This is a genomic window from Salipiger thiooxidans (assembly GCF_900102075.1).
Taxonomy (GTDB): domain Bacteria; phylum Pseudomonadota; class Alphaproteobacteria; order Rhodobacterales; family Rhodobacteraceae; genus Salipiger; species Salipiger thiooxidans.
Window position 1 is genome coordinate 33,937 of the sequence record NZ_FNAV01000006.1, and the last position, 13,557, is coordinate 47,493.

The following is a 13,557-nucleotide window of genomic DNA, read 5'->3' on the forward strand; positions in this document are numbered from 1 at the left end:
GCCGCCCCCGGCACGGATGTCACGCCATGCCGGGGGCTGTCGGGATCACAAGCCCTTGGCCCGGTACGACCGCGCCACCCGGTCGATCGCCACGATGAACCCTGCGGTGCGCAGGTCGGTGACGTCGTCGCGCCCGTGCCAGACCTCGCGCATCGACTGGTAGGCGATGCGCATGGTGTCATCGAGCCCCGAGCGGACGAGCTCGAGCTCGTCCGCGCCGCGCAGGTACTTCTCCTTGAAGCTCGGCGTCAGGCTCCAGGCATCTCCCAGCATGAGGTCGAGCCGCTGCAGCTCGTCGACCACGAGCTGGTGCCGCGCCTCTTCCTGCCGTCGCTGCATCCGGCCGAAGCGGATGTGGCTGAGGTTCTTGACCCACTCGAAGTAGCTGACCGTGACGCCGCCCGCGTTGGCATAGAGGTCGGGGATGATGACCTTGCCACGCGTCCGCAGGATGTCGTCCGCGCCCGCCGTGATCGGGCCGTTGGCGGCCTCTAGGATCAGCTTGGCCTGGATGTCGTGGGCGTTGGAGAGGTTGATCACCCCCTCGAGCGCGGCGGGGATGAGGATGTCGCATTCCGCCGCCAGCACCGCCGCACCGTCCGCGACGCTGTTGGCGTCGGGATAGCCGGTGATGCCGCCGTGGCGCACCAGCCATTCGTGCACCCGCCCGACGTCGAGCCCCTTGGGATCGTAGAGCGCGCCGTCGCGCTCGATGATGCCGGTGATCAGCGCGCCATCCTCTTCCGACAGGAACCGCGCCGCGTGGTAGCCCACGTTGCCGAGCCCCTGCACGATCACCCGCTTGCCGTCGAGCCCGCCCGAAAGCTCGGCCTTCGCCACGTCCTCGGGGTGGCGGAAGAACTCGCGCAGCGCGTATTGCACGCCGCGCCCGGTGGCCTCGACCCGCCCGGCGATGCCGCCCGCGTTGAGCGGCTTGCCGGTGACGCAGGCGCGGGCGTTGATGTCGGTGGTGTTCATGCGGGCGAACTGATCGGCGATCCACGCCATCTCGCGCTCGCCGGTGCCCATGTCGGGGGCCGGCACGTTCTGGCTGGGGTTGATCAGGTCGCGCTTGATGAGCTCGTAGGCGAAACGCCGGGTGATGAGCTCGAGCTCGTGCTCGTCGTACTCGCGCGGGTCGATGCAGAGCCCGCCCTTGGAGCCGCCGAACGGCGCCTCGACCAGCGCGCACTTGTAGGTCATCAGCGCGGCCAGCGCCTCGACCTCGTCCTGGTCGACTGCCGCCGAGTAGCGGATGCCGCCCTTGACCGGCTCCATATGCTCGGAATGCACGGCGCGGTAGCCGGTGAAGGTGTGGATCTGGCCGCGCAGACGCACCCCGAACCGCACGGTGTAGGTGGCGTTGCAGACCCGGATCTTCTGTTCGAGACCGGGCGGCAGATCCATCAGCGCCGCGGCGCGGTTGAACATCAGATCGACGCTCTGCCGGAACGTCGGTTCGTTGAGCGGGGCTGCGCACATGGTCTCTCTCCTCCTACCATGGCGGACCGGCCTGCCCTCTTCGGGGCGATGTGCCGGGCCTTTCGCGTTAACCCTAGACCGGCAGATTCCATGGCGAAATCCCTTTTTCGCCAGATTTGCCCGGATAGAAAAAGGCTTCGTTAGGAATACCGCCCCCAATTGTCCCCCGGCGCGAAACAGAGCAGCCCGGAACGCCAGCTTTGTCCCACATAACTTACTGACGTTTAATAATTTTCCGTCAAATCCGCCCTAATCTGGCCATCTTGGATCGGCATATCATGCCCATCGCAACGTGTATCGGTGGGGATTTCCGGGCGCACCCCCGGGAAGGAAGGAATCGGGATGAGACGAGAACGTTCTGCATTCTGGAGCGGCAGCTTCCCGCGGCCCGCCACCAGCGCCACCGCGCTGGCGACCCGTGCCCGCCGCTTCGCCGGGGACGAGAGCGGCAGCATGACCTACATGGCGGTCGTGCTGTCGATGATGATGATGATCTTCGGCGGCCTCGGCATCGACATGATCTATGCCGAGCTGCAGCGCACCAAGGTCCAGAACACGCTCGACCGCGCTGTTCTGGCCGCCGCCGACCTCGACAACGAGCTCGAGGCGCAGGGCGTGGTCGAGGACTACATGGACAAGATGGCGCTCGCCGATGCGCTGATCTCGGTCGACGTGGACGAGGGGTTGAACTACCGCACCGTCGTCGCCGAGGGCTACAAGACCATGCCATCGAACTTCATGCAGGTTCTGGGCGTCGACAACCTGCAGGCCTACGGGCTCGCCGAGGCGACCGAGCGCATCAACAAGGTCGAGGTCTCGCTCGTGCTCGATATCTCGGGCTCGATGGACGACAACGACAAGCTTGCGAACATGCAGGACGCGGCGGGCACGTTCATCGACACCCTGCTCGCGGAGGGCAACGAGGACCTCGTGTCGATCTCGCTGGTGCCCTACTCCGAGCAGGTCAACGCCGGTCCCGAGATCCTGAGCTATCTCAGCGTGAACTGGAAGCACGGCTATTCGCACTGCATCGAGATGCCGAACAGCGTCTTCGGATCGGCTGCGCTCGATTTCTCACGCACCTACGAGCAGATGCAGCACTACCAGTGGAACTACGACGGCTACAACAACACGCTGAGCGACACGGTCTGCCCGCGCTACGGCTACGAGCGGATCCAGGCCTGGAGCCATGACGCGAGCGCGCTGAAGGCGCAGGTCAACCAGCTTCAGCCGCGGGCCGGCACCTCGATCTTCATGGGCATGAAGTGGGGCACCGCGCTGCTCGACCCGTCGACCCGCCCCATCGCCAGCGGCATGATCGCGCGCGGCTCGGTGGACCAGGTGTTCGAGGGCCGCCCGGTGGCCTATGACGACACCGACGTGCTCAAGACCGTGGTGCTGATGACCGATGGCCAGCACGACCGCTCCTACCGGATCCAGGACTGGGCCTACAATTCCGAGTCCGAATACGCGCACTGGAACCGCTACAACCTCTGGTATTACCTGAGCCGCTACGTGAACTCCTACGAGCGCAGCAGTTTCTACTACCGGAAGTACGACGCCGACCTCGGCGACGCGCTGCTCGGCAGCATCTGCAACGCCGCCAAGGCGCAGGGCATCATCATCTGGTCCGTCGGCTTCGAGGTCGAGGACCACGGCGCGGACGTGATGGAAAGCTGCGCCTCCTCCCCCGCGCATTTCTTCCGGGTGGAAGGGGTCGAGATCACCGAGGCCTTCTCGACCATCGCCCACACGCTCAACCAGCTGAGGCTCACCCAATGATCGGTTTCCTCAAGAACGCCCTGCGTCGCTTCCGCGACGACGACGAGGGCTCGGCGGTCATTCCCTTCGCCCTCTGGACCCCGCTCATGGTCGGCATGGCCCTGTCGGCCATCGAGATGGGCGCCCTCACCGTCCGCCAGACCGCGCTCGAACGCGCGCTCGACCAGACCGTCCGCGAGGTCAAGCTCGGGACCGGTGTCAGCTACTCGCACGAGGAACTGAAGCTGAAGATCTGCGACCAGGCGCCCGTGCTCGGCAGCTGCGAGGAGATGCTGCATCTCGAGATGATCGGTCTCGACATGCGCGACTGGGAACCGCCCTCGTCGCAGGCGGATTGCGTCGACACCGCGATGGACGTGACGCCGCAGCGCAGCTTCGTGCACGGCAAGCAGCACGAGACCATGCTGCTGCGCGCCTGCTACAGGTACAAGCCGATCAGCCCGACCTCGTATCTGGCCGGCAGCCTCAAGAAGGACACGCAGGGCTATACCGCGCTGGTGTCCACCTCGGCCTTTGTCCACGAACCGCTGTGACGGGAGGGACCTGACATGACGCTCTCAGCCATCAAGACCCGCCTGCACCGGTTCCGCACCGAGACCGACGGCTACGCCACGCTCGAAGTGGCGATCATGATCCCGATTCTCTTCGTGCTCTTCGGCGCGGCCTGGGTCTATTTCGACGTGTTCCGCCAACAGACGGTGAACCAGAAGGCCAACTACGCCATCGGCGACATGGTCTCGCGCGAGACCGAGGTGCTCGAGGACGAGTATTTCGACAACACCTTCAAGTTGCTCGGCGTGCTGACCCGCAACCCGGTCCTGCCGTACGAGCTTACCGGGCTCTTCCCCGCCGACCTGCGCATCACGGTGGTGTCCTACAAGGAGGCGAACGACAAGTTCGACGTCGAGTGGTCAGTGGCGCGTGGCGACTACCCCGCGCTCGAGACGCAGGACCTCAACAACTACACCGAGCGCCTGCCGAACATCGCGAATGGCGCCGAGCTGATCCTCGTGGAGACGTGGGAGGACTACAATCCGGTGTTCCGCGTCGGGCTCGCCCCGCTCGAGATCCGCACCTACAGCTTCACCCACCCACGCTACGCGCCGCAGGTGCTCTATGCAGGGGCGATGGGCGAAAACAACGGCTGGGGCAACGGCGACCAGGACGCGCCGGGCAGCTCGCTCTGCACCAACAACGCCGAAAACGCCACGGATTGCACCAACGAGGATGGCTCGAACAACGTGGAGCCGAACGGCAAGTCGAAGAGCAAGGGCTGAGGCCCGACGCCCCGGGAAAGCAAAACTGGGAAATCAAAAACCGGCAAAGCAAAGCGGCCGCGCAGTTCAGCGCGGCCCTTTCGTCATTCCGGCAGGCCCATCCCGTCTCGGCGGGCGACCAGCATCGCCAGCGCATCGGCCATCGGCTTGGTGTCGCGCCCGGCGGTGACCCCGCCGACGGCAACGCGGCGCCCCATGCGCCACCAGAGCCCCGGCTGCCACGCCCGGGCGCCGGGCTCCTTGAGCTGCACGAGGAAGCCGTTCGAGGGTTTCATCGCGAACATCGAGCGGTCGACCTTGGCGATGTCCTCGATCCGCGCCAGCACCGTGCCGGTGCTGTCCATCAGCGCGTCCTCGGTCAGCCAGAGTTCGCGCCCGGTCGAGCGCCACATCATCTGCGCCATCCACAGCGCGCCCACGCCCATCACCAGCAGGAAGCCCTGCCACGCAAGCTCGGCCGGCGGCTCGGCCACCAGCAGCCAGAGCAGCAGCAGCCCGAGAACCGCCAAGGTCCCGACGCCGACGACACGGCGCGCGCCGGTTGCGCTGACCCGCGCGATGATCCTGCTTTCGTCCATTCCTGCCCCTCCGCGGGCGTCAGTCCCGTCGCGGATCGCGCGGGTAGACGCCCAGTATCTCAAGCTTTTCGGTGAAGTAATCGAGCTCTTCCAGCGCGCGCTGCACCGGTGCGTCATCCGGGTGGCCCTCGATGTCGGCGTAGAACTGCGTCGCCGTGAACGAGCCGCCGACCATGTAGCTTTCCAGCTTGGTCATGTTGACACCGTTGGTGGCAAACCCGCCCATCGCCTTGTAGAGCGCCGCCGGGATGTTGCGGACCTGGAAGATGAAGGTCGTCATCATGCCGTGTTCGCCGCGTCGGCTGAGATCGGGCTCCTCACCCATGATGAGGAATCGCGTTGTGTTGTGCGCGTGGTCCTCGATGTGCCGTGCGAGGATATTGAGCCCGTAGGTCTCTGCGGCGAGATCCGACGCCAGCACCCCCACCTCGCGCTGCTGCATCCGCGACAGCTCGGCCGCGGCACCCGCGCTGTCGGCGGCCGCCTCGCCCTTGATGCCGTATTTCGCAAGAAAGCTCGCCGCCTGCGGGATCAGCACCAGGTGCGCCCGCACCTTGCGCAGATCCTCGAGCGCCACGCCGGGCAGCGCCATCAGGCTGATGTGCACCCGCACGAAGGCCTCGTCCACGATGCGCAGACCGCTCGCCGGCAGCAGCCGGTGGATGTCGGCGACGCGCCCGTAGGTGGTGTTCTCGACCGGCAGCATCGCCAGCTGGGCCTCACCCGAGCGCACTGCCTCGATGACCTGCTCGAAGGTGTTGCAGGGAAGTGCCTCCATGTCCGGACGCGCGTCGCGGCAGGCTTCGTGCGAATAGGCACCCAGTTCCCCCTGGAAAGCGATGCGGTTGGTCATTGGCAATTCCATTCATTATTTTGGGCGACAACGGGGTATGCGCGTTTGGTCGCGGCTTCTATACCTTGCCAGAAAGCATTGGAAGCCGTAGAAATCCGGGCGACGGAGTTCGAGGGATATCAGGGGGAAACGGCTTACATGCTGGACACCATGACGATTACCAAGGCGGTCGGCGGCGGTTGCGGAGCACTGCTGGTCTACCTTCTGGGCAGCTGGGTCGGGGACGGCCTCTACAGCATGGGCGGCGGCCACGGCGAAGAGCACGCGGCGGCCTATGTCATCGAGGTCGAGGAATCCGGCGGCGGCGGCGAAGAACCAGAAATGGACTTCGAGACGCTGATGGCGTCTGCCGACGCGGGTGCAGGCGAGAAGGTGTTCGGCAAGTGCCGCGCCTGCCACAAGGTCGACGGCTCGAACGCCACCGGCCCGCATCTCGACGGCGTCGTGGGTCGCGACATCGACTCGGTTTCCGGCTTCAACTACTCGGGTGCGCTCGAGCAGGTCGGCGACGTGTGGACGCCCGAGAACCTGTTCCACTTCCTCGAGAATCCCAAGGGCGCCGCGCCGGGCACGGCCATGAGCTTTGCCGGCCTGAAAAAGCCCCAGGACCGGGTGAACCTGATCGCCTATCTGGACAGCCTCGGCGGCTGACCGCCGTTGGGGACCAGAGTGCAGGGCCGCGGGCAACCGTGGCCCTTTTCGATTCCGGCGGCGGCCATATCTCTGAGGATCGCGGGGCGCTCACGTAAACTCTAGCAAACTTCGCTTGAATGTGTCGCCCGCGCGACCTTAGCTTAAGGCACCAGGCGAAAAGAGCCACCAGAGCCGCCACACAGGGGAGACCTCATGATCCGGACGACGACGTGCGCCGCCACATCCCGACCTGCCCGCTTCCTCGGATCAGCGTTCCTCGCTCTCAGTCTCGCCCTCGCCTCTCCCGGCCTTGCGCAGGACGGCGACAGCATCATCACCTCGCACGGGGTCTCGTCCTTCGGCGAGCTCAAGTACCCCGCCGGCTTCACCCATTTCGACTACGTGAACCCGGATGCGCCCAAGGGCGGCGAGATGTCGACCTGGGCCTTCGGCACCTTCGACAGCCTCACCCCCTACATCCTCAAGGGCAACGCCGCGGCCCTGTCCTCGGTGTTCTACGACAGCCTGCTGACCGGCACGCTGGACGAGCCCGACGCCATGTACGGCCTGCTGGCCGAAAGCGTCGAGTACCCCGAGAACCGCGAGTGGATCATCTTCCACATGCGCCCCGAGGCCACCTTCCGCGACGGCTCGCCGGTCACCGCGGAAGATGTCGTTTTCTCGTTCAACGTGCTGGTGGAAAAGGGTTTGCCGGCACTGCGGGTGCAGTTCAACGACATCCAGAAGGCCGAGGCGCTCGACGAGCACACGGTGAAGTTCACCTTCAACCCGGACGGGCCGCTGCGCGAGCTGCTGATGACGGCGGGCGGTCTGCCCGTGTTTTCAAAGGCCTATTACGAGTCCCGTGACTTTGCCGAGAGCAGCCTCGAGCCGCCGATGGGCTCGGGCGCCTACGAGCTGCTGTCGGTCAAACCGGGCCGCTCGGTGGCCTACAAGCGCCGCGACGACTACTGGGCAAAGGATCTTCCGGTGAATGTCGGCAAGAACAATTTCGACATTCTGCGCATCGAGTACTTCGCCGACTACAGCACCGCCTTCGAGGCTTTCAAAGGCGGTGCCTACACTTACCGCGAGGAATACCAGTCGCGCATCTGGGCCACGAGTTACAATTTTCCTGCAATCGAGGAAGGCACCGTGAAGGTCGAGACCCTGTCCGACGGCCGCCCCGCCGGAACCCAGGGCTTCTGGTTCAACCTGCGCCGTGACAAGTTCCAGGACCCGCGCGTCCGCGAGGCCATCGGCATGGCCTTCAACTTCCAATGGTCAAACGAGAGCCTGTTCTACGGCCTCTACGACCGCACCGACAGCTTCTGGGAAAACTCCGAGACCCTGCAGGCCAGCGGCATGCCCTCCGAGGCCGAGCTCGAGCTGCTCGAGCCGATCCGCGAGTTCATTCCCGAGACCGTGTTCACCGAAGAGGCCTTCGTGCCCGCGGAATCGAGCCCGACCGAGCTTGCCGACCGCCGCTCGCTGCGCAGCGCCGGGCGGCTGCTGTCCGACGCCGGCTGGGAGGTCGGCGACGACGGCTACCGCTACAAGGACGGCAAGCGCCTGACCGTCGAGGTGCTGAACGACAGCCCCTCCTTCGACCGGATCATCAATCCCTACATCGAGAACCTGAAGCGGCTCGGGATCGAGGCAAGCGCCAACCGCGTCGACGCCGCCGAGGCGCAGGAGCGCGAGAAGAACTTCGAGTACGACGTGGTGACGCAACGCTTCGCCATGAGCCAGACGCCGGGCGACGAGCTGCGCTCGATCTTCGGCTCGGACACCGCCGAGGTGCCCGGATCCGCCAATATCGCGGGCCTCAGCAACGAGGGCGTCGACACGCTGATCGACAAGATCGCCAATGCCAAGAGCCGCGAGGAACTGACCACCGCCGTGCACGCGCTCGACCGGGTGCTTCGCGCCATGCACATCTGGGTGCCGCAATGGTACAAGGGCGTGCACCACATCGCCTTCATCGACGTCTATGACCGTCCCTACACCGACACCCCGCCGCCCTACGGGCTCGGCGAGATGTCGATCTGGTGGTGGGACGAGGAGAAGGCCGAAGCCCTCCGCGCCAAGGGAGCGCTGTAAGCCTCCATGGGCGCCTATATCCTAAGACGACTGCTGCTCATCATTCCCACGCTGCTGGGGATCATGGTCATCAACTTCGCACTCGTGCAATTCGTGCCCGGCGGGCCGATCGAGCAGATCATTGCCCAGGTCCAGGGCCAGGGCGACGTGTTCGAGGGCTTCGCGGGCGGCGGCGGCGAGGCCGCCTCGGGCAGCGGTGGCGGCAGCGACCAGTATGCCGGTGCGCGCGGCCTGCCGCCCGACTTCATCGCGGAGCTCGAGCGCGAGTTCGGCTTCGACAAGCCGCCGCTGGAACGCTTCCTCAACATGCTCTGGAACTACATGCGGCTCGACTTCGGCGAGAGCTACTTCCGCTCGATCAGCGTCATCGACCTGGTGATGGAGAAGATGCCGGTGTCGATCTCGCTCGGGCTGTGGTCGACGCTGATCGCCTATGTGATCTCGATCCCGCTCGGCATCCGCAAGGCGGTCAAGGACGGCTCCGCCTTCGACACCTGGACCAGCGGCGCCATCATCGTGGCCTATGCGATCCCGGGCTTCCTCTTCGCCATCCTGCTGCTGGTGCTCTTCGCCGGTGGCTCCTACTGGCAGATCTTCCCGCTCAGGGGGCTGACCTCTGACAACTGGGCGCAGCTGTCCTGGCCGATGAAGATCGCCGACTACTTCTGGCACATCGCCCTGCCCGTCCTCGCCTCGACCATCTCGGCCTTCGCGACGCTGACGCTGCTCACCAAGAACAGCTTCCTCGACGAGATCAAGAAGCACTACGTGATGACCGCCCGCGCCAAGGGCCTGACCGAGGCCCGCGTCCTCTATGGCCACATCTTCCGCAACGCCATGCTGATCGTCATCGCGGGCTTCCCGGCGGTGTTCATCGGCGTGTTCTTCTCGGGGAGCCTGATCATCGAGACCATCTTCTCGCTCGACGGGCTGGGACGGCTCGGCTTCGAGGCGGCGGTGGCGCGCGATTACCCGGTGATCTTCGGGACGCTCTTCATCTTCGGCCTGATCGGGCTCGTGGTCGGGATCATCTCGGACCTGATGTACGTGCTGGTCGATCCGCGCATCGACTTCGAAAAGCGGGAGGGCTGAGCGATGAGCTACGAACCCGATCCCGCCCGGAGCGATGACGGGCGCGAGATGCCCGCAGTCCCCCGCCCCCAGCCCGAACCGGGCGTCGCGGTGGTGCCGCAGCCGAAACCCGGCCGCTTCGCCCTGTCGCCGCTGAACCGGCGGCGCTGGCGCAACTTCCGCCGCAACGGCAGGGCCTACTGGTCGCTGGTGATCTTCACCGTGCTCTTCACCCTGTCGCTGTTCGCCGAGTTCATCGCCAACGACAAGCCGATCCTCGTCAACTACCGCGGCGAGTACCGGATGCCGATCTTCTCGTTCTACCCGGAAACCGCCTATGGCGGCGACTTCCGCACCGAGGCGGTCTACCGCGACCCCGAGGTTCAGTGCCTCGTGAAGACCGGCGGGCTCGAGGAGTGTTTCGACGACCCCGAAGGCCTGATCGAGGCGGTGGACGCGGGCGAAGAGCTCGGCGGCGACTTCCAGAAGGGCTGGATGATCTGGCCGCCGATCCCCTACAGCTTCAACACCCCCGTTGACCGTCCCGGCGCGGCGCCGCTGCCGCCCAACGGCCAGAACTGGCTGGGCACCGACGACACCAAGCGCGACGTGGCGGCGCGGGTGCTCTACGGCTTCCGCCTGTCGATCCTCTTCACCCTGATCGTTACCGTCTGCGCCTCGCTCATCGGCATCGTGGCAGGCGCCCTGCAGGGCTATTTCGGCGGCTGGCTCGACCTCATCTTCCAGCGCGTGATCGAGATCTGGTCGGCCACGCCCGCGCTCTACGTGATCATCATCCTCTTCGCGATTCTCGGCCGAAGTTTCTGGCTTCTGGTGATCCTCACCGTGGCCTTCGGCTGGACAGCGCTGGTGGGCGTGGTGCGGGCCGAGTTCCTGCGCGCCCGGAACCTCGAATACGTGCGCGCCGCCAAGGCACTGGGGGTGGGCAACGTGACTATCATGTTCCGCCACATGCTGCCCAACGCCATGGTGGCGACGCTGACCATGTTGCCCTTCATCGTGACCGGCACGATCTCGACGCTGGCCGGCCTCGACTTCCTCGGTTTCGGCCTGCCCTCCTCGGCGCCGTCGCTGGGCGAGCTCACGCTGCAGGCCAAGCAGAACCTGCAGGCGCCATGGCTGGCCTTTACCGCCTTCACCGTCTTCGCGCTGATGCTCTCCCTGCTGGTCTTCATCTTCGAAGGCGTGCGCGATGCCTTCGACCCGAGGAAGACCTTCTCATGACCACGATTCTCGAGGTGAAGAACCTTGCGGTGACCTTCCGCCAGGACGGCAAGGACACCCGCGCGGTCAAGGGCGTCTCCTTCGATCTGAAAAAGGGCGAGACGGTGGCGCTGGTGGGCGAATCCGGCTCGGGCAAGTCGGTGACCGCGCTGTCCACGGTGTCGCTGCTGGGCGACGCCGCGCGGGTCGAGGGCTCGGTCACCTACAAGGGGCAGGAGATGATCGGCGCCCCGGACACGCTGCTGCGCAAGGTGCGCGGCAACGACATCAGCTTCATCTTCCAGGAGCCGATGACCTCGCTCAACCCGCTGCACACGCTGGAAAAGCAGCTGGGCGAAAGCATCGCGCTGCACCAGGGCCTCGTCGGTGACGCGGCGCGGGCGCGGATCATCGACCTGCTCAACAAGGTGGGCATCCGCGACCCCGAGAGCCGGCTCTCGGCCTATCCGCACCAGCTTTCGGGCGGGCAGCGGCAGCGGGTGATGATCGCAATGGCGCTTGCCAACGGCCCCGACCTGCTGATCGCCGACGAGCCGACCACCGCACTCGACGTGACGATCCAGGCACAGATCCTCGAGCTTCTCGCCGAGCTCAAGGAGGCCGAGGACATGAGCCTGCTCTTCATCACCCACGACCTCAACATCGTGCGCAAGTTCGCCGACCGGGTCTGCGTGATGAAGAACGGCGAGATCGTCGAGCACGGCCGCACCGCCGAGATCTTCGGCAACCCGCAGCACCCCTACACGAGGATGCTGATCTCGGCCGAAAGCACCGGTCGCCCCGACCCGGTCCAGCCTGGCGCCGAAGAGATCGCGCGGGTCGACAACCTCAAGATCTGGTTCCCGATCCACAAGGGCTTTCTCAAGAAGACCGTCGGCTACGTGAAGGCGGTGAACGACGCGAGCTTCGCCGTCCGCGCCGGCGAGACCGTGGGCATCGTGGGCGAATCCGGCTCTGGCAAGACGACGCTGGCGCTTGCGGTCATGCGGCTGATCCACTCCGAGGGCGGCATCACCTATCGCGGGCAGGACGTGCGCGGCTGGTCGACGCGGCAGCTGCGGCGGCTGCGCTCGGAGATGCAGATCGTCTTCCAGGACCCGTTCGGGTCGCTCTCGCCCCGGATGACCTGCGAACAGATCATCGCCGAGGGGCTGGGGGTGCACGGCTCGCCCGACGGCAAGCCCACCTCCGAGGCGGTGGAAGAGGTGATGCGCGAGGTCGGGCTCGACCCCGCCACCAAGCACCGCTACCCACACGAGTTCTCGGGCGGCCAGCGCCAGCGCATCGCCATCGCGCGGGCCATGGTGCTGCGGCCCCGGCTGGTGGTGCTCGACGAGCCGACCTCGGCGCTCGACATGACGGTGCAGGTGCAGATCGTCGACCTGCTGCGCGACCTGCAGCGGAAGTACGACCTCGCCTACCTGTTCATCTCGCACGACCTCAAGGTGGTGCGGGCGATGAGCCACAAGATCATCGTGATGAAGCAGGGCGACGTGGTCGAGATGGGCGAGGCCGAGCAGGTCTTTGCCCGGCCCGAGTCCGATTACACCCGCAGGCTCTTCGCCGCCGCCTTCGACCTCGCGGGCTGAGCCGCGGCCCGCGCCGCCTGCTGGCCGAGCCAGACCGAGGCCAGCACCGTCACCGCACCGAGGCTCTGCAGCGGCGACAGCGCCTGCCCAAGCACCAGCCAGCCCAGCAGCACCGCCGAGAGCGGGCTGAGGAAACCCAGCCCCGAGACCGCCGCCGGCCCGAGCCGGGCGATGCCGCGGAAGAAGGCCCAGTAGGTCGCCGCCCCGCCGACAAGGCCCAGCCACGCCAGCGCGCCGAGGGTGGCGGGCGTCAGCTGCGGCAGGCGCGGGTCAACCAGCAGCGCCACCGGCAGCAGCAAAAGGCCGCCGGCGGTGAGCTGCCACGCGGCGAAGCTCAGCGGCGGCACCGGCGGCTGCCAGCGACGACTGAGCACCGTCCCTGCCGCCATCGACACAGCCCCCACCAGCGCCGCACCGACCCCCAGCGCGTCGAGCTGCGCCCCGGGCCCGAGGATGAGCAGCGCCACCCCGGCGAGCCCCGCCAGCGCCGCCACCACCGATTGCCAGCGCATCGCGGTCCCGAGCCAGAGCCGTGCCAGAACCAGCACGATCAGCGGCTGCATCGCGCCCAGCGTCGCCGCCACCCCGCCCGGCAGGCGATAGGCCGCGACGAAGAGCGCCGCCCAGAAGATTGCGAAGTTCAGCGCCCCCAGCACCGCCACCCGCCCGAGCCAGGCGCGCGGTGGCAGCTGCCGCGTCAGCACCAGCAGCAGCAGGCCCGCGGGCAGCGCGCGCAGGGCAGCCACCATCAGCGGCGGTGCGCCGGGCAGGAACTCGGTGCTCACGATGTAGGTGGTGCCCCAGACGACGGGCGCGGTGGCGGTCAGGGCGATGTCGGTCAGGCGGGACATGGCGCAGCCTTTATCTTGATGTCGAGATCACTATCTTGATATCAAGATAAATAGTCAAATCTTGACGTCAAGATGTTTTCCCGCAATGTGGCG

General features: G+C 66.2%; 12 protein-coding genes. 8 read left to right on the plus strand and 4 right to left on the minus strand.

Going from position 1 to position 13,557, the window contains the following annotated elements; translation table 11 throughout:
* Positions 1–45 precede the first annotated feature (45 nt).
* On the minus strand, positions 46–1,482 hold the full coding sequence (locus BLQ77_RS10125) for a Glu/Leu/Phe/Val family dehydrogenase (protein WP_008882992.1): 1,437 nt from the start codon (positions 1,480–1,482) through the stop codon (positions 46–48).
* A gap of 342 nt (positions 1,483–1,824) precedes the next feature.
* On the opposite strand from BLQ77_RS10125, the gene BLQ77_RS10130 reads away from it, so the two are divergent.
* The 3 genes from BLQ77_RS10130 to BLQ77_RS10140 are packed head-to-tail and all read left to right on the plus strand — an operon-like array spanning position 1,825 to position 4,541.
* Positions 1,825–3,264 carry a TadE/TadG family type IV pilus assembly protein gene (locus BLQ77_RS10130; protein ID WP_089958528.1) on the plus strand — a complete coding sequence of 480 codons (1,440 nt, stop codon included), beginning with the start codon at positions 1,825–1,827 and terminating at the stop codon, positions 3,262–3,264.
* Positions 3,261–3,797: a TadE/TadG family type IV pilus assembly protein gene (locus tag BLQ77_RS10135; RefSeq protein ID WP_089958530.1), complete on the plus strand. Its 537-nt coding sequence runs from the start codon at positions 3,261–3,263 to the stop codon at positions 3,795–3,797. The genes BLQ77_RS10130 and BLQ77_RS10135 overlap by 4 nt, the downstream gene beginning before the upstream one ends.
* A 15-nt stretch (positions 3,798–3,812) precedes the next feature.
* Positions 3,813–4,541, plus strand: a complete 729-nt coding sequence (locus BLQ77_RS10140; protein WP_089958533.1) for a TadE/TadG family type IV pilus assembly protein — start codon at positions 3,813–3,815, stop codon at positions 4,539–4,541.
* A gap of 83 nt (positions 4,542–4,624) precedes the next feature.
* Here the strand turns inward: BLQ77_RS10140 and BLQ77_RS10145 are convergent, their stop codons facing one another.
* Together BLQ77_RS10145 and BLQ77_RS10150 are read right to left on the minus strand one after the other, a co-directional pair.
* A complete protein-coding gene (locus tag BLQ77_RS10145; protein WP_089958534.1) occupies positions 4,625–5,119 on the minus strand; it encodes a hypothetical protein in 495 nt (164 codons plus the stop codon).
* A 19-nt stretch (positions 5,120–5,138) separates the two neighbouring features.
* Positions 5,139–5,972, minus strand: coding sequence for a prephenate dehydratase (locus BLQ77_RS10150; RefSeq protein ID WP_008883049.1), 834 nt, complete (start codon positions 5,970–5,972; stop codon positions 5,139–5,141).
* A 138-nt stretch (positions 5,973–6,110) separates the two neighbouring features.
* On the opposite strand from BLQ77_RS10150, the gene BLQ77_RS10155 reads away from it, so the two are divergent.
* The 5 genes from BLQ77_RS10155 (at position 6,111) to BLQ77_RS10175 (ending at position 12,613) form a co-directional block, all read left to right on the plus strand.
* Positions 6,111–6,623 (plus strand): c-type cytochrome, encoded by a 513-nt coding sequence (locus BLQ77_RS10155; RefSeq protein WP_008882938.1) that lies wholly within the window; start codon positions 6,111–6,113, stop codon positions 6,621–6,623.
* A gap of 195 nt (positions 6,624–6,818) precedes the next feature.
* Positions 6,819–8,708 carry an extracellular solute-binding protein gene (locus tag BLQ77_RS10160; RefSeq protein WP_089958538.1) on the plus strand — a complete coding sequence of 630 codons (1,890 nt, stop codon included), beginning with the start codon at positions 6,819–6,821 and terminating at the stop codon, positions 8,706–8,708.
* 6 nt (positions 8,709–8,714) lie between these two features.
* Entirely contained in the window at positions 8,715–9,800 is a 1,086-nt protein-coding gene (locus BLQ77_RS10165; protein WP_089958540.1) for a microcin C ABC transporter permease YejB, read from the plus strand.
* Positions 9,801–9,803: 3 nt separating this feature from the next.
* The gene (locus BLQ77_RS10170; RefSeq protein WP_242661682.1) at positions 9,804–11,024 is read left to right on the plus strand and encodes an ABC transporter permease; all 1,221 of its coding nucleotides are present in this window, start codon (positions 9,804–9,806) and stop codon (positions 11,022–11,024) included.
* Positions 11,021–12,613, plus strand: coding sequence for an ABC transporter ATP-binding protein (locus BLQ77_RS10175; RefSeq protein WP_089958542.1), 1,593 nt, complete (start codon positions 11,021–11,023; stop codon positions 12,611–12,613). The genes BLQ77_RS10170 and BLQ77_RS10175 overlap by 4 nt, the downstream gene beginning before the upstream one ends.
* Here BLQ77_RS10175 and BLQ77_RS10180 read toward each other — a convergent pair.
* Positions 12,568–13,464: an EamA family transporter gene (locus BLQ77_RS10180; protein ID WP_089958545.1), complete on the minus strand. Its 897-nt coding sequence runs from the start codon at positions 13,462–13,464 to the stop codon at positions 12,568–12,570. The genes BLQ77_RS10175 and BLQ77_RS10180 overlap by 46 nt on opposite strands.
* Positions 13,465–13,557 lie beyond the last annotated feature (93 nt).

Excerpts from the sequence above, each read along its gene's own strand:
- BLQ77_RS10125 (WP_008882992.1), bottom strand. The coding sequence starts at position 1,482 with ATGTGCGCAGCCCCGCTCAACGAACCGACGTTCCGGCAGAGCGTCGAT.
- BLQ77_RS10130 (WP_089958528.1), top strand. The coding sequence starts at position 1,825 with ATGAGACGAGAACGTTCTGCATTCTGGAGCGGCAGCTTCCCGCGGCCC.
- BLQ77_RS10135 (WP_089958530.1), top strand. The coding sequence starts at position 3,261 with ATGATCGGTTTCCTCAAGAACGCCCTGCGTCGCTTCCGCGACGACGAC.
- BLQ77_RS10140 (WP_089958533.1), top strand. The coding sequence starts at position 3,813 with ATGACGCTCTCAGCCATCAAGACCCGCCTGCACCGGTTCCGCACCGAG.
- BLQ77_RS10145 (WP_089958534.1), bottom strand. The coding sequence starts at position 5,119 with ATGGACGAAAGCAGGATCATCGCGCGGGTCAGCGCAACCGGCGCGCGC.
- BLQ77_RS10150 (WP_008883049.1), bottom strand. The coding sequence starts at position 5,972 with ATGACCAACCGCATCGCTTTCCAGGGGGAACTGGGTGCCTATTCGCAC.
- BLQ77_RS10155 (WP_008882938.1), top strand. The coding sequence starts at position 6,111 with ATGCTGGACACCATGACGATTACCAAGGCGGTCGGCGGCGGTTGCGGA.
- BLQ77_RS10160 (WP_089958538.1), top strand. The coding sequence starts at position 6,819 with ATGATCCGGACGACGACGTGCGCCGCCACATCCCGACCTGCCCGCTTC.
- BLQ77_RS10165 (WP_089958540.1), top strand. The coding sequence starts at position 8,715 with ATGGGCGCCTATATCCTAAGACGACTGCTGCTCATCATTCCCACGCTG.
- BLQ77_RS10170 (WP_242661682.1), top strand. The coding sequence starts at position 9,804 with ATGAGCTACGAACCCGATCCCGCCCGGAGCGATGACGGGCGCGAGATG.
- BLQ77_RS10175 (WP_089958542.1), top strand. The coding sequence starts at position 11,021 with ATGACCACGATTCTCGAGGTGAAGAACCTTGCGGTGACCTTCCGCCAG.
- BLQ77_RS10180 (WP_089958545.1), bottom strand. The coding sequence starts at position 13,464 with ATGTCCCGCCTGACCGACATCGCCCTGACCGCCACCGCGCCCGTCGTC.